Source organism: Vagococcus changpingensis (genome assembly GCF_058211775.1).
Genome location: NZ_JBYVZB010000002.1, coordinates 264003 through 283947, shown reverse-complemented (window position 1 = coordinate 283947; position 19945 = coordinate 264003). Strand labels below are relative to the sequence as shown.

At 32.2% G+C, this 19945-nt stretch carries 14 protein-coding genes and 1 pseudogene; 1 reads left to right on the top strand and 14 read right to left on the bottom strand.

Annotated elements, in window-relative coordinates:
* Positions 1-9: 9 nt before the first annotated feature.
* From AC37UB_RS05805 to ftcD, 3 genes are read right to left on the bottom strand one after another with little or no spacing between them, the layout of a single operon-like run.
* On the bottom strand, positions 10-1686 hold the full coding sequence (locus tag AC37UB_RS05805; protein WP_117972622.1) for a formate--tetrahydrofolate ligase: 1677 nt from the start codon (positions 1684-1686) through the stop codon (positions 10-12).
* Positions 1687-1729: 43 nt separating this feature from the next.
* The gene (locus AC37UB_RS05800) at positions 1730-2356 is read right to left on the bottom strand and encodes a cyclodeaminase/cyclohydrolase family protein (protein ID WP_117972621.1); all 627 of its coding nucleotides are present in this window, start codon (positions 2354-2356) and stop codon (positions 1730-1732) included.
* Between the two features lie 13 nt (positions 2357-2369).
* Positions 2370-3269 (bottom strand): glutamate formimidoyltransferase, encoded by a 900-nt coding sequence (gene ftcD, locus AC37UB_RS05795; protein WP_117972620.1) that lies wholly within the window; start codon positions 3267-3269, stop codon positions 2370-2372.
* Positions 3270-3868: 599 nt separating this feature from the next.
* Between ftcD and glmL the strand changes: the two are divergent.
* Positions 3869-5146: pseudogene (glmL, locus tag AC37UB_RS05790) on the top strand (methylaspartate mutase accessory protein GlmL).
* Between the two features lie 143 nt (positions 5147-5289).
* On the opposite strand, the gene AC37UB_RS05785 reads toward glmL, so the two are convergent.
* From AC37UB_RS05785 to AC37UB_RS05735, 11 genes are all read right to left on the bottom strand, one after another.
* Positions 5290-5583, bottom strand: coding sequence for a hypothetical protein (locus AC37UB_RS05785; protein WP_242094180.1), 294 nt, complete (start codon positions 5581-5583; stop codon positions 5290-5292).
* Between the two features lie 110 nt (positions 5584-5693).
* Entirely contained in the window at positions 5694-7163 is a 1470-nt protein-coding gene (locus AC37UB_RS05780; RefSeq protein ID WP_490685433.1) for a M23 family metallopeptidase, read from the bottom strand.
* A gap of 192 nt (positions 7164-7355) precedes the next feature.
* Entirely contained in the window at positions 7356-8075 is a 720-nt protein-coding gene (locus AC37UB_RS05775) for an MIP/aquaporin family protein (RefSeq protein ID WP_117972614.1), read from the bottom strand.
* 10 nt (positions 8076-8085) lie between these two features.
* Positions 8086-9912, bottom strand: a complete 1827-nt coding sequence (gene glpO, locus AC37UB_RS05770) for a type 1 glycerol-3-phosphate oxidase (RefSeq protein WP_490685432.1) — start codon at positions 9910-9912, stop codon at positions 8086-8088.
* Positions 9913-9934: 22 nt separating this feature from the next.
* On the bottom strand, positions 9935-11440 hold the full coding sequence (glpK, locus tag AC37UB_RS05765) for a glycerol kinase GlpK (RefSeq protein ID WP_241699321.1): 1506 nt from the start codon (positions 11438-11440) through the stop codon (positions 9935-9937).
* A 152-nt stretch (positions 11441-11592) separates the two neighbouring features.
* Positions 11593-13086: a helix-turn-helix domain-containing protein gene (locus AC37UB_RS05760; protein WP_117972611.1), complete on the bottom strand. Its 1494-nt coding sequence runs from the start codon at positions 13084-13086 to the stop codon at positions 11593-11595.
* The gene (locus AC37UB_RS05755; RefSeq protein ID WP_241699319.1) at positions 13076-14386 is read right to left on the bottom strand and encodes an FAD-dependent oxidoreductase; all 1311 of its coding nucleotides are present in this window, start codon (positions 14384-14386) and stop codon (positions 13076-13078) included. Before AC37UB_RS05755 ends, AC37UB_RS05760 begins: the two co-directional genes overlap by 11 nt.
* Before the next feature lie 90 nt (positions 14387-14476).
* Positions 14477-14989 (bottom strand): GNAT family N-acetyltransferase, encoded by a 513-nt coding sequence (locus AC37UB_RS05750; protein ID WP_490685431.1) that lies wholly within the window; start codon positions 14987-14989, stop codon positions 14477-14479.
* 77 nt (positions 14990-15066) lie between these two features.
* Positions 15067-15969 carry an AEC family transporter gene (locus AC37UB_RS05745; RefSeq protein WP_233519167.1) on the bottom strand — a complete coding sequence of 301 codons (903 nt, stop codon included), beginning with the start codon at positions 15967-15969 and terminating at the stop codon, positions 15067-15069.
* A 351-nt stretch (positions 15970-16320) separates the two neighbouring features.
* A complete protein-coding gene (locus AC37UB_RS05740) occupies positions 16321-17817 on the bottom strand; it encodes a right-handed parallel beta-helix repeat-containing protein (RefSeq protein ID WP_490685430.1) in 1497 nt (498 codons plus the stop codon).
* Between the two features lie 169 nt (positions 17818-17986).
* Complete coding sequence (locus AC37UB_RS05735) at positions 17987-19924, bottom strand: CDP-glycerol glycerophosphotransferase family protein (protein ID WP_242094168.1); 1938 nt, start codon at positions 19922-19924, stop codon at positions 17987-17989.
* Positions 19925-19945 lie beyond the last annotated feature (21 nt).

Sequence of the window (19945 nt, the reverse complement as noted above, 5' to 3'; positions counted from 1 at the left end):
CTCTACCTTTTAGAACAATCCAGTAATGTTACCTTCTTCATCGATATCAATTCTTTCAGATGCAGGTGATTTTGGTAGTCCTGGCATTGTCATAACTGCGCCAGTTAACGCTACGATAAAACCTGCACCAGCAGATACTTTGAGATTTTTAATCGTAATCGTAAAGTCTTTTGGTGCACCAACAAGTGTCGCATCATCAGAGAATGAGTATTGCGTTTTCGCCATACAGATAGGCAACTTATCGTAACCCAGTTCTTCTAATTGTTTCAATTGTTTTTTAGCCGGTGCTGTTAATTCAATTCCTTTACCACCATAAACTTTTTGTACAATCTTAGTTAATTTTTCTTCTATTGAATCTTCTAAGTCATATACGTAGCTGAAACTATTATCTTGTTCTGCTAACTCCATGACTTTTTCAGCTAACTCAATACCACCTTCGCCACCATTAGCCCAAACGTCAGATAAAACAACTTCTACGCCACGCTCTTTACATGCTTTTTCAACTGCTTCGATTTCAGCATCTGTATCTAATGGAAATTTGTTGATTGCTACAACAACAGGTAACCCATAAACGTCTTGAATGTTTTCAATATGTTTGTCTAAGTTAGTTAATCCTGTAACAACGGCTTCTACGTTTTCTGGTTCTAATTCTTTCTTAGGAATGCCACCGTGCATTTTAAGAGCTCGAATTGTTGCGACTAATACAACGGCATCAGGTTTGATATTTCCTAAACGACATTTAATATCGATGAATTTTTCAGCACCTAAGTCTGCTCCAAAGCCAGCTTCTGTGATCGCGTAATCTGCGTATTTCATCGCCATTTTTGTTGCGATAATACTGTTACATCCATGTGCAATATTGGCAAATGGTCCACCATGAATAATGGCTGGTGTGTGTTCTAATGTTTGAACTAAGTTTGGATGAATCGCATCTTTAAGTAAAGCTGCCATTGCACCTTCTGCTTTCAAATCGCCAGCAGTAACTGGTTTTCCTTCAAAATTATATGCTACTACCATGTTTTTCAATTTTTCTTTTAAGTCATCAATATCATTTGATAAACATAACACAGCCATAATTTCTGATGCTACAGTAATATCATAACCATCTTCTCTAGGAACACCATTGACGCGTCCTTGTAATCCATTCACAATATGACGCAATTGACGGTCATTCATGTCAACAACACGTTTCCATGTAATGTTACGACTATCAATGCCTAACGCATTACCATGATGAATATGGTTATCAATCAAAGCAGCTAACAAGTTATTTGCTGCGCCAATCGCATGGAAATCACCAGTAAAATGTAAGTTAATATCTTCCATAGGGACAACTTGAGCATGTCCACCACCTGCTGCTCCACCTTTCACACCAAATACTGGTCCTAATGATGGTTCACGTAAAGCGATCATTGCCTTTTTACCTAATTTAGTAAAGGCATCAGCTAACCCAACAGATGTGGTTGTTTTTCCTTCTCCAGCTGGAGTTGGTGTAATAGCTGTTACTAAAATTAATTTACCGTCTTTTTCATTTTCTAGCCTAGTTAATTCACGAGCATCTAATTTCGCTTTATAATTACCATAAAGTGTTAAATCCTCTTCTTTTAATCCTAATGGAGCCGCTACCTCTTTAATTGGTTTCATTTCAACTGAATTTGCGATTTCGATATCTGATAAATGTGCCATAACTTTTTCTTCAACCCTTCCATTTAATTAATTAACATCTTTTTCAAACGACTTTTAATGTTTCCTCATAAATTTCATCTGCTAATAAACAACCCTTAGCTAATAATACTTCACCGTCTTGTCGATAAGACGCGACAAATTCTTCATTCTTGATACCTGATAAATTAATTAAAACATTCAGCCATGCGCCTTGAATCCCAGCTTTTAAGCTAAGTGCTGCAACACCTAAGTCACTTGCTGCATTAGTATTTGATTTTCCAATAGCACGTTTTGTCACTTCAAGTGCTTCTAACATTAATTTCATCATGTCTAGTGGTGATTTAGCGGCTCCTTCTAAAGCTGATTGCATAGCCGCACGTCTAGCTGCTTTTTCATCATCTGTTTCTTTTGGCATACTAAAAACTGCTGAAACTGCGTTAAATGCTTCTGTATCTTTATCTATTGCTTCAAGTAAATTCTTTTGGAGTTGTTTTGTTTCATCGAACACTAATTTAATGTCATCTTCATATTCAGCATATTTCTTTTTACCGATTGTTAATTCACAAACCATTTTTGTTAAAGAAATTCCCATTGTTGCAGATAATGCCGCCGCTGATCCTCCACCAGGAGCAGGAGCATCTGATCCCAATGTTTCAACAAATTCACTCACTGTTAATTCGACTAATTTCATATTTAGCAGCTCCTTAATTTAATAAATGATTTTCTAATACTTGTTTACCGTAATCAAAATCTTCTACTTGTAAGTAGTACTCAGCACAATCAATCAATGCTTTTGCAGGTGTTAAACCAATAATTTCACTACCAATGATGTTTACGCCATAACGTTTTGCTTCAAAACGGATTGTTTCAAATGTACGATATAAAGGTGTTCCTTCAAAGTTAACCATGTTCATAGAAACTTGGGCGATGTTTCTATCTTCTAACATAACCCCAATACCTTTACAATATTTAAATCCACCACCAGAAGCACGAATGATACGAGCAATCTTGTTAGCAATATCAATGTTATCAGTATCTAAGTTGACGTTGAAGGCTACTAATGGCATTCTTGCTCCAACTGCTGTAATTCCTGCTGTAGGATGGATAACTCTTTCACCAAAATCAGGCGCCCATTCTTCTTCTTTTAATTTTTCTGGCATGCCTTCAAATTGTCCTTTACGCACTTTTGCCAAGTTTTTACGAGTTGGGGCAGATGCTGATTCTTCATATAAGAAAATTGGGATATCTAATTCATCGTTGATGCGTTTTGCTACTTTTTTCGAAATGTCGATACATTCTTCTAACGTTACATCTTTAATCGGGATAAATGGAACAACGTCGGTTGCACCCATTCTAGGATGTTCTCCTGTATGTTTTGTCATGTCAATATTTTCACTTGCATATTTAACTAATTGAAAAGCAACTTCTTGAATACCATCTTCATCCCCAACAAGTGTAAACACACTACGGTTATGACTTTTATCTGAAGAATGATCTAACAACGTCACTCCACCGACACTTTTTGCCACTGAAACTAATCCGTTAATTACTTCTTCATTTTTACCTTCACTAAAATTTGGGACACATTCAATAATTTTTGCCATTATAAACAACATCCTTTCAATTTATGGTTTGATACACGTAAAAACTATGTACAGATACTATAACCTACTTTTATAATAAAAAGTAAGAATTTACTTCTTTTTTTCACTCCCTTACTTTTGTTAAAATAAAGCACAACTTATTAGGTAGCGCTTTCAATCGACATCCAAAGAATAGCACCCTTTAAATAACAAGTCAACAATACTTTTATATAAAAAGACAACGTGTGAAATAATTAGTAATGATCATTCTTTATACAATTTTTTTATTTTATTTACTAACAAAAACCAAGTTAAAAAAATCGTTTTTTCTAGTCTTAATCTTTTGACCTTTTTTTGACAAATTTGCCATTGAATAAGATAAAGAGTTATAAAATCATTGTCATGTCAATACTTATTGTATTGTAAACCTAGTTTTTCAACAGAAGTTTTTTATCATATCGACAATTTAAATACCTTATCAAAAATAAAATGATTTTTTATTCTAGTTTTACTCATTAAAATTTCATCGTTTTTAAAAAAGAGTTTTGACGATTATTAGATAAAAAAATTATGTTAAAAAAATAATTAAATAACAAAAAATTTTTTTAGAGGTGATAAAAATGACGATATACTTACTAGCAGATTTTGGAAGTACCTACACTAAATTGACTGCGATTGATGATGTGAAACAAGACATTATTACAACTAGCAAAACCTATACGACAGTTGAAACAAATGTATTAGATGGATACAACCAAGCCTATAATGATTTGTTTTCTGGTGTAAACAAACCTCATATAGATAAAGTATTAGCTTGTTCCTCAGCTAAGGGAGGGGTTAAAATAGTCGCTATCGGTTTATACTTTAACCGCGGAAGCTGCTAAACGAGCGGCTTTAGGTGCTGGTACTAGAGTGTTAAAAGTCTACAGTTATGGATTAAAGCCTCATGATATAGAAGAAATAGAACAACTTCAACCAGACGTTATCCTTTTAAGTGGGGGAACAAATGGAAGAAATGAAAAAATATTTTAAAAGATGCTACATTATTAACCGAACTTTCTTTAAAAGTACCCTTCCTAGTAGTCGGAAATGGAGAAACTTATCCAGAAATAAAAGCGCTTTTTAAACAATTTTGTGTTAATTTCCGTTTTACAGAAAATGTAATGCCGCAAATCAATCAACTAAATACTGAACCAACTAGAAAAATATTACGTCAAATATTCATTCATAATATCGTAAAAGCAAAAGGAATGGGTGACATACAAGCTTCATTATCTAACGATATTATTCCTACCCCATCCTCTGTTTTATACGCTGCAGAGCTTTTATCGAAAGGAACGAAAAAAAATAAAGGTTTTGGAAATATTCTTATTGTTGATGTAGGTGGAGCCACGACGGATATCCACTCCATTGATAGCGGCAAAAAACAACAAAAAAACGTCCAATTTGATGGATTAGAAGAACCATTTAGTAAGAGAACTGTCGAAGGAGATTTAGGAATGCGTTACTCTGCTAATAGTTTATTAGAAAGTACCTCTTATCAATCATTTGCTACTTATACTTCTTTTGACGAGGAAACGATTAAAGAAAAATGTCATTTTAGAAGTCAACACCCTGAATACATTGCTGATACTATAGAAGAAAAAATCATGGATAACACTATTGCAAAAATCGCCATTAAAACAGCGATTAATCGTCACGCTGGCTACTATATAAAAGAGCAAACACCTTCTCGTACGATTTATCATCAATATGGCAAGGATTTACGACTCTTCACGACAATTATTGGTACAGGTGGAGTTCTTGTTCACAATGATCACCCTGAGGATGTTTTATCCGCTGCTCTTTCACCAACTAATAAGACCCTCTTAACACCTGAACAAAGTATATATACTTAGATAAAGCATATATACTTTCAGCAATAGGGTTATTATCAACAGTGGATAAAGATTTAGCTTGTAACATTGCGATGAAATATCTTACTAAATTAAACTAAAAAAATCCTCCGAGAATAGCTTCTCGGGGGATTCTCATTTTCTTTTTAGAAGTAATTAGTGATAAACGCAACTGTTTCTACATCTAATCCTAATCCTTCAAAATCTTTTTCAAACTGTTCTAATTCTTTTGCTTCATACTTATCATATTTATCCACATCATGTAATAGACGTTTAATATCATGTAATGCTCTACGTTGCACATACCATTTTTTAATTTCGTATTTTTTATCAGGAGTATCTTCTAAACTAACTTCTTCATCTAAGTATTTGTCTAATTTTTCCATTACTTTAGCAATATCATCTAATACTTTTTCTTCTTTCTTATCATAGTTTGTCATATAAATCTCCTCCTAAAATAGCACATTTATTATTACATGGTTAGTCTACTACTATTTAGTCAAAATTGAAAATGATAACCTATAATAAACGGCTATCTATTCACATTTAATTAAAAGTCAAAATATGATGTTGGGTTTAAATAATGTTTCCACATATCTGTACTTATCCCAAAATGTAAATGACTTCCTGTTGAATTTCCAGTGCTACCAACTAATCCAACAATATTGCCACTTGTTACTTTTTCTCCAAGAGACACACTAATTGAATTTAAATGGAAATAATTTGTGTATAAATCATTTAAATGTTTGATAATCACATAATTTCCTGCAGACGGATCAAATCCTGTTCCAACAACCACACCATCACTAGAAGCAAGTACAGGTGTATTAGCAGCAATAGCTAAATCGATTCCATCATGATGTTCACTTCCCCTTTGTCCAAATGGGCTTGAAATAATGTATTTTTCATCCAACGGTAATATAAAGATGGCTTTTTTCTTTGATTCTGGATTCATAATTTCATAAGTATCTACTTGTTTATTATGTTTTGTTACACGCTTACCTTTTTTCACTGCTTGATCAAAATAAGTTAAATCATATGTTTCAATTAAAGAATTTAATTTTTCATCATAACGTGTATCTGTCGCATATTTTCCTGTTAAAAAAGCAGTTGCTTCTTTATATGACTTAGCTTCCTTTTTACTGACTCCTTTATAAAAGTTTTCATTAGATGCTAGTCCTGACTTCATTAATTTTGCATAATCTTCAAGAGATTCTTTTGTTGAAGGGTATTTTCTAAATTTTGCTTGAATACCATATAATTGACCAGAACCATTATCTTCTAATGTATAAAAAGAAGCTGATTCACCCTTATATTCACCTTTTATACCAAATAAATTATAATTTGGATAAGCTGATAAAGAGCTTTGACCACTTCCAGATTCTAAAATAGCTTGTGCAATCATGACTGAAGCATATAAGTCATATTCTTGACCAATTTTTCTAGCAGATTCACCTATCTCATTAATGAACTCTTGTGTTGTTTTTGTGACTGCAAAATGAATTGGTGAATTTTCTTTATTACTAGTTATTTGACTGGCATCACCAAAATAAGTAGCTTCTGACTGAGCAGGATAACTAACCACTGGTTTTTGTTCTGGTTTTTGTTCTGGTTTTTGTTCTGGCTTTTGTTCTGGCTTTTGTTCTGGCTTTTGCTCTGGTTTTTGTTCTGGCTTTTGTTCTGGTTTTTGTTCTGGTTTTTGTTCTGGTTTTTGTTCTGGTTTTTGTTCTGGTTTTTGTTCTGGTTTTTGTTCTGGTTTTTCTTCTGGTTTTTGTTCTGGTTTTTCTTCTGGTTTTTCTTCTGGTTTTTCTTCTGGTGTGTTTTTCGGTACATCCTCTACCACAGTATCAGTGTCATTACTTGGTACCATTTCAGTTGTACTATCAGTTGTTTCTGCTACTTCTTGATTTATTAATTCACTATCTACCTTATGAAGATCCCTTGCTTGGACAATGGTCCCTACAGATAGACTTTGACATACTAAAGTCGATAATAATAAATACGGTGTAATTTTTTTCATTTTCCTGTCCCCTTAACGATCTATTTTCATCTGAGATCTGTCACATTTAATAAATAACACTTTTATATGTATATTATGAATTATTTAGAAAAATAACACAAGTTAATAACAAAAAAAAAAGAAGTGTTTTTTTAATTAAAAAAAGTTGTCAGATGAGACAAGCTCAATCTAACAACTTTAATACTTTTTATTCTATAAAGGAATCATCATCCATAAACCAGCAGCTAACGCGCCACCCACTAATGGCCCTACAACTGGTACCCAAGAATATGACCAATCAGACCCACCTTTATTTTTGATGGGCAACATCTGATGCGCAATACGTGGACCCAAATCACGAGCTGGATTAATTGCATATCCTGTCGGACCTCCTAGAGACAGGCCAAGTGATAAAATTAATATTCCAACAACAACTGGATTGAATCCGTCTGCAAATGTATTTTGTCCAAATGCTAACAAACCAAACACTAAAACAAATGTTCCAATTGCTTCAGTCACAACATTTGATGTATAATTACGAATCGCTGGTCCTGTTGCAAATGTTCCAAGAATAGCTGCTTCATCTTTTGTTGCTTCAAAATGTGGTAAATAAGTAATCCAAACTAAAATTGCTCCTACTATACCACCTAAAACTTGTGCGATAAAGAATGGTGCCACTAAATTCCAAGAAAAATCACCTGCTATTGCTAATCCTAATGTCACAGCGGGATTTAAATGAGCCGGCCCCATAAATCCAGAAATATAAACTGCGATCGTTACAGCTGCTCCCCATCCTAGTGTTACAGCAACCCATCCAGCTCCTTGAGCTTTACTCTTATTTAAACTAACAGCAGCTACTACACCATCACCAAGTAATACCAAAATCAATGTTCCTAAAAACTCACTAAAAATTTGTAAACTCGTTGCGTCCATTATATTTAACTCACCCTTCTATTTTCAAGTCTGATAAAAATGATTCTGACATTGCATTATCTAATTCTTTTGTATAATTGCTCACTTCTTCTTGTCTCCACTCAAAATATTGAGACATAGCATTTATAATAGACTCTTTTATCTTCTCTAAGCGATCACGTTTAAATAATAAATAATTTGTACGTCGTAACACATAATCAACTGGCGTTAATGTCATCTCTTCTTCAAGCGCATACATTAAACTCATCGATTCTGCTTTGGTTAATCCCATAAAATCAACTTTATCATATGACAAGACTTTATTTATATTTGCTCCATAAAGATTAGCTAAATCACTAGCTTCTTCGTTACTTAAGCCTTGTTCTATAGCTAATTTTGTAAATACTTCAGTCATTTCTTCGACTTTTGTTGGGTCAAATTCTCCACCTGATACAGGATAACGCTTAGAGTCAACCAAATGATACTCTCTACCAAAGTTTTCTTTGAAAATTGAAGCAATCAAATTTAGTGCTCCTTCTGCCATCAAGCGATAATCGGTAATCTTTCCACCTGCTAATGTCACTAATCCATCTTTTGTCACATCTAAGCTACTTCCACGTGACACAGAAGAAGCAGATACCTCTTTTTCACCACTACTTGTCTTAGCTTTTTTAATGGTCTGTTCAATGGATTCTTTTGACCCTATCCCTGCTTCAAAATCTTTTACAGATTGAATGACTAACTCTAAACTTTCATCTGACAACGATGCTTTTGATCCACCATTATAATCTGAACCCGCATTTCCAGATAAAAGCGGTCTCAATCCTGCCCAACTTGCTTCTATATCTTCTAAAGTAATATCTCGTTTAGGGAAACGATTATTAACAACTTTTAACAGATAATCAACATCTTCTTGTGTCACTGTTGGGTGCATCAAATCTCCTGTATAATCGGTATCCGTTGTTCCGAAATATGTCTTATTCTCTCTTGGTATGACAAAGACCATTCGACCATCAGATAACCCTGTATCAAAATAGACTGGTTGTGTCACAGGTAACTTATCATAATCAACCACTAAATGAACCCCTTTAGTTGGTCTCATTTGGTTTGTCACAGTCTGATCTTTTGATAACCCACGAATCGTATCACTCCAAGGTCCAGTTGTATTCACTACGACATCAGCATGAATGTCATACGTTTCTCCAGTTAACACATCTTCTACATGAACGCCTGATATTTTATGATGATCATCATAAATCAATCCTATCACTTTCGTTTTGCTTAATAAATGAGCCCCATCTTCATGTGCTTTTTTAATATTTTCTATCACTAATCTGGCATCATTATTTTTAAAGTCAAGATAAATACCACCACCAAGAAGTTTGTCTTGATTTAGATGAGGGCTAACTTCCAATACTTCTTCTTTTGTTAGTACACGATTTTCATATTTTGTTCCGGTAACGTGTGCTAAATTATCATATAAATCCATTGCTACTTTTAAAGAAAATAGAGAAAAGGTATTGTTTGGTTCATCATAGATTGGTAATAACATTGGATTAGGTTTTGGGATATGAGGAGCTATTTTTTGGACATTCGCCCGTTCACTCACTGTATCTGATACCACTTCAACATCAAATGTTTTAAGGTATCTAATACCTCCATGTACTAGTTTAGTCGAACGTGAAGATGTTCCTTCAGCAAAATCTTGCATCTCAACTAATGCTGTAGTCATACCAGAAGCAGCGGTCTGTAAAGCCAGACCCGCTCCTGTAATACCACCACCAATAATTAATACATCAACCGAATGATTTTTTAAATAATTAATACTTTCTTGTCTTGTTTTTAAAGAAAAACTCATTGTCATCAGTCCTTATATTGTATTATTTAATTCTCTTGAATAGTTGTGTTGCTTTGACTGCTTCTTTCCATCCGTCATACAACTCAGTACGTTCTTCTTCACCCATTTGAGGAGTAAAGATGTCACCTTCTTGGGTAAATTCTCTTAATTCATCTAAGTCTTTCCAGAAGCCAACTGCTAAACCAGCTAAGTAAGCAGCACCTAATGCGGTTGTTTCAAGATTTGAAGCACGTTGAACATTAATATCTAATATATCTGCTTGGAATTGTAATAAAGAATTATTATTTGCTGCTCCACCGTCTACTTTAATTAATGGAATGTTCACACCAGCATCTTTTTGCATCGTATCAATAACATCTTTTGATTGATACGCAATGGCTTGTAGTGTTGCTTTAACAAAATCTTCTTTAGTTGTACCTCGTGTTAAGCCAAACACTGCTCCTCTAGCATCTGGATCCCAGTATGGTGCGCCTAATCCTGTAAAGGCCGGTACGACATATACACTGTTATCACTTGTTGAATCATTTGCTAATTGTTCTGATTCTGCCGATGAGTCAATCATACGTAACCCATCTCTTAACCACTGAACAGCTGATCCAGCAACAAAAATACTACCTTCTAACGCATAATAAACTTTTCCATTAATACCATAACCAATTGTTGTTAGTAATTTATTATTGGATAATTGTGGTTTTTCACCAGTGTTCATGACGATAAATGCACCAGTTCCATAAGTATTTTTAATTGATCCTTCTTCAAATGCTAATTGACCAAACAATGCAGCTTGTTGGTCCCCTGCCATACCAGCGATTGGCACTTCACTACCATAGAAGTGGAAACTTTGAGTATAACCGTAAATTTCTGAGTTACTTTTTACTTCTGGTAATAGTGATTTTGGAATGTTTAATAATTCTAATATTTCGTCATCCCACTCTAAGTCATGAATGTTATACATCATTGTTCTAGCAGCATTTGAGTAATCTGTTACGTGAGACGCTCCGTTTGTTAACTTCCATAATAACCATGTATCAATTGTTCCAAAGGCTAACTCACCTTTTTCAGCTCTTTCTTGTGCTCCTTCTACATGATCTAAAATCCAACGAACTTTTGTAGCCGAGAAGTAAGCATCAACGACTAAACCAGTTTTTTTATGAATCATATCTGCGTAACCGTCTTCATTTAATTTTTCAGCTAATGGTGCAGATTGTCTTGATTGCCATACAACGGCATTATAGATTGGTTTACCTGTTTTTCTATCCCAAATGACTGTTGTCTCACGTTGATTTGTAATACCTATACCTTTAATTTGCGTTGGACGAACGCCTGACTCGATTAACGCGCCGGCAATAACTGACTGTACTGAATTCCAAATCTCATTTGCATTGTGTTCTACCCAACCAGATTCAGGAAAAATTTGGGTAAATTCTTTTTGAGAACTGCCTACGTTATTTCCTGCTTTATCAAAAATAATTGCTCTAGAACTTGTTGTCCCTTGGTCTATCGCCATAATATAAGATTTTTCTGTCATTGATAATTCCTCCCAAACACTTAAGATAGCGTTTTCTTTTTGATGAATTCATTCTACCTTTTTTTTGATCATACAAACAGTCAATAATTATTTAATTTTAAAAATTATTGACTGTTTCAAGTTATCTCTATAGCGAACATGAGTTATACCAATTATAATTGAATTTTTTTAACAGTCATATCTTTTTTCATTTTACGAGTTGATATGTTCCTAATAAGTTGTATAATATGAGCCATATCATAGCTTGTCCCTAATTCTGAAAGTAAATAAACTTCAGTATTTATATGCGTCAATGGTTTGTTAGTAATAATTAAATCAAAAGATTGATTATCTTTATATTTACTACAACTAACTCCATTTAAACAATTAAGTTTTTTTATTAATCGTGTAGTGGACACTTCCTGATAAACATCCTCTAATAATAATTTCACACCTATTTTAACATTTTTATTAATATGACTATCGATTAAAGCGATGACGTGTAAATATTGTAATTTAGAATGTGCAATTAACTGAGCATTATTCTCGCTTGAAAACCCAACATAGTCACCTTCAACTGAGTCGAATAAGCTCTCAACTAAAGGATAAATCACATGTCCTGACCATTCTTTCTCCGTTTCTAAAATATACTCTCTAGATAAGGATTCAATCATTCCATAAAAAAAATATAATCTTGAATGAATACGAGATAAATAGTAATTAATTTGACTTTCTAATTGGTGAGATAATTTAAGTGGCGTATAATATAATATCAAAGATTCTAAAATATACGTATCCACTAATCCCACAGGTGTCAATTTTGATCTAATAATGGCATACTGGTGGTAGTCTTGCTGAGAAAGCACTTGAAAACTCATAAGAAAACTAAAATGAATCATAGCTTCTTCTTCATCTACCTCAACAGCATAATGCCCCAACAGACGTAATACAATCGATTTTAGTTCTAAAAACAAATAATCTTGTTCATAAGGAACCATTTTTTCTTTTAATTCTGTATAAATAGGTGACATAAAACTAATTCTTTTTTTAGAGATAAGTAGCCACAAATTGATTCGTTTCATGTTTTCTTCTGAAAAAGAGACACCCAATCCCCTCTGAATTGCCTGAATTAATGATTGTTGCTTGAAGGGAATATCTTTTTGTGCGTAATTATCTAAATACCAATAAAAACAATAGTAAAAATATCGTATCTGACTTTCTTCTCCAATCAACTTTCCTTGCCAAATAGTTAATCTAAATTCTTTTAATAAGATATTTAATTCTTTTATTTTTCTAAAAAGAGTAGATTCACTAATACCAATACGTGTGGTCAGAGCCGCTGTTGAGTAATCAAAATGATGATATAAATAATTCATAATTTGATACTTGATTGACTGTTTATATAAGTTAAGTTCAATCATTTCCAATGAAAAACTTGGAGCTAACTCTAAAGACACCAAGTATCCATCATAAGTTAAGGTTGCTAGTCCTTTGTATTCATCATTAATCCAAACTAAATCAGCGATGTATGTTTCAAGAGATGATTTTGTAATATCAAGTTCTTTTGCTAATGTACTGATTTGTGACATGCTATCCTTTAATAGCAAATGCTTTAACAACATTAACTGCTTCGCCTCTTTTTTTTCAAGTAGATCCTCAAATTTCACTCAAGTCATCTCCTTTTCCAAACGCATCGCCGAAACTCAGAGATGTATTTGCAAAGACTGCATGATAAAAATGCGGTAGTTGATTTAATGTCCTAATATCTATTTTTTCTTTAATCATTAAGGCGAAGGTATTAATCTTATCTAGTACAGGCTCTTTTGAAATAAGTTGAACGCCTAACAAATGATACGTTAAGGCATTATATACTAGTTTCACTGTAACATCTTTTTTATAAATAGTTGATATAGGTAACGTCATCATGACACTTTTTACTCTCTCATCATATAAAAAAGCCTCTGACTCCATTAATCCTGTACTAGCTAAATAATAATCAAATAACTTTACACCAATCGTCTTCAACATTGGTCTGAGTATTTCTTTTTTTTCTATCATATTTTTAGCACAAGTTAAGCTTGTCTGAACAGCATTAACAATCAGAGGTGCGTACACATTAGTTTGAAAAATAAAACTTGGCACTTGAATCAAATCTCCTACAGCAAACACATCTTGAACAGATGTTTCTAGATAATCATCTACGAAAATAGTATTATCGCTATTAGATTTTAATTGATTATCAAAAATAGATAACTCTGGTCTCACACTATTAGCGCTTAACACTAGTTTCTCTTTAATGTCTATCGCATTGCCACTAGAAAAAAGAAGTGTTGAGTCGTCAATTTGCTTGACAGTTTCATTAAAGTAAAACGTCAAGCCCTCAATTTTTCCTGTTGTCGTATAAAACGATTCCAAAAAATCTTTATCAAAATATTTATACAAAGGATAATCCATCGTTTCAATCACATGAACTGTTTTTCCATGATGAATTAATCCGCTTGCTAATTCCATACCTGCTTGCCCAGCTCCAATAACAACAACTTCTTGTACTTCAGTAAGAGATTTTAAAGTTATTTCTGCTGATTCTCTATCTTTATATGTTTTGATATCACTAAATTCATCAAACATCTTAGATGATTTTTGTGAAGAACCAGTTGCCAACACCAATTTATCAAACAGTTTAATGCCATTAGAAGTTTGTATCATTTTGTTCGATAAATCATATGATATCACTTCCGTAGAAGTTAACACTATGATACCACTTTCTTCAAGTTCCTCTTTTGTCATGAAATAGGCTTCATCTAAAGTATCAATTTCACCGTTTAATAGCATAGATAAACCACTTGGGATATATCCTATCTTTTCCTTTTTTTCAATTAGTAATACATCAAATGAAGGGTATAATTCTTTCACTTTTATGGCACAATAAACGCCAGCGAAAGATCCCCCAACTATTGTCACGTTCATTTAAGCACCTCCCATTCCCGTAAAAAATCGATTGATTGACATCATCAATCGATTTTAGCAAATTTTTATTCTAATTAACAATCTTTTATTTTATGACGTCATCATTAATTCATAAGCTAATCGTTCTCTATCTATATCTGAATCAACAAACACTAGCCCTCTATAAATAAAATTAAATTTTTTCAATAAATTTTGCATCGTTGTGTTCATTCGGTGAGTGTCAATTCTAACAGATTTGTACCCTTGACTTAGTGCAATACTAATACTATTTGAAAAGAAATAAGAGGCTAGTCCACGTCCTTGATAGTCTGAAGAAATGGCTACCCGATGTATCACAACATAATCATTAGTTTGTATCCAGTTAGCTAATACGCTATAGTCTTTATCTTCTTGATTAATCATCGCCAAGTATCCTACAATATCGTTATGATAAACTAACACATAACCATAATTTTCTTCTATGTCTGAATAAATTAGCGACTCATCAGGCTTACCTTCTTGCCATTGAGGACTTCCAGTTTTCCTCAATACCTCTTTTGCCTCTTCTATAATTGTCATAACTTGTGGAACATCTTCTCTTTTGGCTAATCGTGTATAAATCACTTCTTTTTCCTCCACGTTCAGTTTTAAAAATTATACCATATAAACAAAAAAAGCATCCTCTCAGATACTTTTTTTGTTTATATTAATGACATAATAATTGGTAATGTTACCATACTTGTGACAGTTGTCAATGCAATATATTGTGATACTTTTGTTCCTTCACCAGCATACTCTTCTGCCAAAATAGCATCCAGTGAACCCACTGGCATTGAAGCAAGCAGCACTAAAACACCTAAAATAATTGGATCTGTGATAAAGAATTTCAATACTGGAATAAAAATAATGGGTATAATAATCGCTCTAACAAATAGAAATTGTAAATTATCTTTATCAAAGAACAACTCTTTTAGTTTTACTTGCGAGAACAAACTACCATTGATAATCATTGATAAAGATGCCGTCATAATCGACAAATCAACATTAAAAGTATGAATTGGTTTTGGTAATTTTACACCAAACATAAACAACACAAAACCTACTACAGCTGCTAAAATAGCTGGTGTGGTCAAAATACTTCGAATTCTGATTTCTCGACTATTTGATAAAAACATAATCCCTACCGTGAATAAAAACAAACTTGTTACAGTATTACAAACAACTAATACAATCAATCCAACTTCTCCATAAAGTTTACCAACAATAGGAATACCAATAAATAAGATATTAGAGAAAGTTAAACTTACTACCCACAAACTTCGTAACATCTCTTTTTTCTTAAACAAAGTTGCAATTAAATACGTAATAAGTAATGTCGCCACAATCATAATAAATGTATAAATAGCCGTTTGTTTCATCATAACTAATAACCGGTCACTTTTATCCACTTGAAAACTATTAATAATGGCCGCAGGTAAAGCAACTGTTGTCAGTAAATAACCAATATAAATATTGGCTCCCGGTGAATATTTATCCCGCTTATTTAACCAGACACCGACAAACATAAAAAAAATCAATACGATTGTTTCATTGAACACAGTCATTCCCAACTTATTTTCCTCCAATTCTTGACGTTACACCCTTGCTTACTAAACGTCTGAACTTATTTTATAGCTCCCTTAAAACACTGTCAATGTGGACTTTATAAAGAATAGGCTTACATTCAATTATTTTTTTATTTGTGGGTTAATAAGATAGATAGAAACAAAAAGAAAAGGTCGATTAATCTAATAATTTTGTACCAACATACTGTCTTTATATCATATAATATCTCGCAATAATAATAAAAAAGACCTAGATAATAACCTAGATCTTTGTTCATATCAATGACTGATTAAGTTTTAGACCCGTATAGATTAGCATATGTATCCTTTTAAAACTATTCTATAAATAAATCAAAACCAACTTTTTATTTTCGCTATAATTCTTTCAAATAGATTGCCTTGTTTTAATTCCTTATCAATTTTTGAAACGGTACTATCCACTTCACCCTCGACTGATTTTTTAAAATTTTTGTCTTGTGTGACATCAGGTTTATTTTTTCCTTCTTCAGCCAAAACAACTTCTTTTAAATCATTATTTCCGATAACAATATTAGTCGAATTAGGGTAAGCAAATGTCCCTTCTGGTGACCATTGATTAATAACGGAAATATTCTGATTTTTCATTTGATTATCCCAAATATTGACACTATCACTATAACCAACTAATATTCCAGCATAAGGATTCGAATTAGCTTTAAATTGAGCATTTGTATTATTCATACTACCTAATGGCTTTGGATTAGTTAATTTATTATTATGAACATCAACATTAGACGCACCTACAATCATTATTTGACCATTATATGCCCCTACCCAAGCGCCATCTTGGACATTTTGGTGGTTAGTATTGTTTCCATCAAAGTCATTTTCTGAAATTAAAATATTATCAATTTGAGCTTTTTGTTGGTTACCATCGTCATCTTTATCATAAAACACCTTTTCTCCCATACCATAAAGAAGTACACCAGCATCATCATTATTCAAAAATTTATTTTTTCTTATAATGACGTCTTTCACAGCTCTAAGCGAATGATTTTTAAAATCTGCTGGTTCTATATTAATCCCTGCGGAAGGATCAGTTCCTTTTGTTTTTTCAATGACATTATTTTCAATTAATAAATTCTCAGCATTTTCAATTGATATACCTTGTCGTCTGTTATTTGAAATATGAGAATTTTTAATTGTTATATGACTATTTGATGTCTTTGATTCTTTATCTGCAAATAAATCAATTCCATCTCCCCACATGCCAGAGATAGTAACATTATCTATTATAATATTGCTAGAGGATACCATTAAAATCCCCCAACCAGTTTCACCATTATATTCAGGATTCCCACGTCTAAGTTTAGCATATTTATATATATGATCTTCTCTGTCACCTAGTATCTGCCCACCATAAATGGAGACATTACTAGACTCTTTAAGATTTAGCACAGTATAGCTATAAAATTCATTTGGGATAGCTTTTAAAACAGCATCATCATCCATAAGAATCGTTGTATTAGATTTAACCTTCAACCCGACTGATGTATTAACAAAACGTTGGACATTCTCCTTTGTCGATTCAGAGTCATTAGTATTAATCATATAAGTCCCCTTAGGAAAATAAACCACTTTGCCTTTACTATCACCAGCTTCATCTAAAGCTTTTTGAATATTTTTAGTATCGTCATCTTTTCCGTTTCCAACTGCTCCAAAATCGGAGACATCAATGATATTTTTTTCTTCAACTTCAATATTATATTTTTTCATAAGCTCTTTTGAGCTAACTGCCTCTACTTTAATACTCATAAAAAAGAAAGTAGCTATCATACCTAACAATACAAAATATTTAGTGTATTTCATAATACATATACTCCTTTCTGATAAAGAACACTATTACATAAGTGACATTTAAAGTCAAACATCTTATATTAAAAAAAACATCCAATCAATCTCATAGTAGAATTGGATGTTTGTATTTTAATATAAAAAAGAAAATTAATTATTACAATGATGTCATAATATTATATCACTACTTGTTTAATTGATGATACAATTTTAAAGAGGCATCTAATATACGTTTTCTAGCATTTGTATCTTGATATTTATATAATTTCTTCAATTTTCTCTCGTGTTTTTTCAACATGTGTTCTCTTTGAAAAGCCTTGTCTAATTTTTTAATCATTCTTTTTCTATTTCTTACTATATCACCAGGTAAAAATCTACCTAGTTTTGCATCTTTTTTTGCTTCAACTAATTTAGTATCAAATTGATAATAGACAATTGATTTTCTTAACAAAGCAAAATCCAAAGCTGCACTTGAATAATCAGTCAATAAATAATCATTCTCTACTAACTCATTTTGCAAAATATAATTATCATAGCTAGTATCAATATATTCTGAGGTAAATAAATGTCTATATTGATTAAAATTAGGATGTAATAAAAATTTAGCTTTTATGTTATATCTTTTTAATAGTTCAATGAATTCTTCATCATTCAATAAACTTTGAAACTCTTGATAAAACTCTGTTTCCATAAATTTTTCATCACTTAATCTATTTTGACCTTTTCTCCATGATGGAAAAATCAATAATTGCTTATAATCTTTTGGAATAGACTTCCATACCTCATACTTTGCAAATAATTCATCAAATCGAGATAAACCAGTTAAAGCTATCTCATCTTCAGAGTAAAAATAATCATTTTTTATAATTTTCTTTTCTCTATCAGAACTACATATAAATAAATTAGTAAATTCTTTTTCTTTTTTCGCATACATAAAAGATAAATCACGTACGCCTAAAATACCATGTTGTAAGAAGACTTTAAATGTATTATCCAATTTATTTTGAAATGTTAACATTTTAGTTGGCTCAGCATACATAGAACTGTGAGAATGAAAAATCATGTCAGCTTCCATAAACTTTTCAAAATGTTTCATGCTCTTATAATAAACAACATTATCAGGATAGTCAGTAAGATTAACTAAATCTGGAGAATGCTTATCAATAATATAAAAACAATCAAATTGGTCTGAATGATTATCCACCATAAATTTAAATTGATTAAATGCAGTATCCTGTGCTTTTTCAGGATATTCACAAAAAAGAGCTGTTAATTTCTCCGACTTGTGAGTCTTCGCTTCCAAATTAAACCCCTCGCGAGACTCATATGGAATACTTTCAACAATGATAGACGACATCTTATTTAATGTTTGATAGAATTTCATTCCAGTTAAATTTTCTTTATATTCTTGTAAAAAGTAAAATTCCTGACTATTTTCATTTCCGACCCGATGCCTTCTAGCAAATAAATAATTAATTTGCGTTTGAAACATAACAGATAAATCAATAATATTATTAAAATAATTAGAATATCCTTCAAACTCTTTAAAATGAATCGAAATCTCAGGTGTAATATGAAAATACAATCTAGAAACATACTCTAAATCTTCCTTTAAGATAAATTCTGCTCTATTAGAAGCGATACACCATCGATTGATTGTTCCTCTAAACGTAAAAAATAAGTCCCCACTAATGACAGGTGATACCAACGTTCTAAGTTCAACCGCTACTTCAACAATCCCTTCATCTATTTGATTAACGGAATAAATTTGAGGATTAGATCTAATAAAACGATGACTTATTGGTAACTCTCCAACTAAAATTCTCATATATTTTTGTTTGGAGGGATATAAAGAAATGACCGTATCTTTAAAACTATCATACAAAGTTTCATTTTCTTGTAATACTAACTCAGAAAGATCGATTAATTCATTTCCTTCATCATCTATAATTTTTAAAATACTTGCTTTTCCACTAGTTAATTCATAAATATCTGTAAATGGAATGACGATGATTCCTCCCTGTTCCATATACTTCATTCTATTTTGTTTAAATTCTACATTAACATAATTATTGGGACAATTACTTATATGAAATCCATTATTTTTTATTAAAACTTCCATGACATCCTCCAATAAAAAACC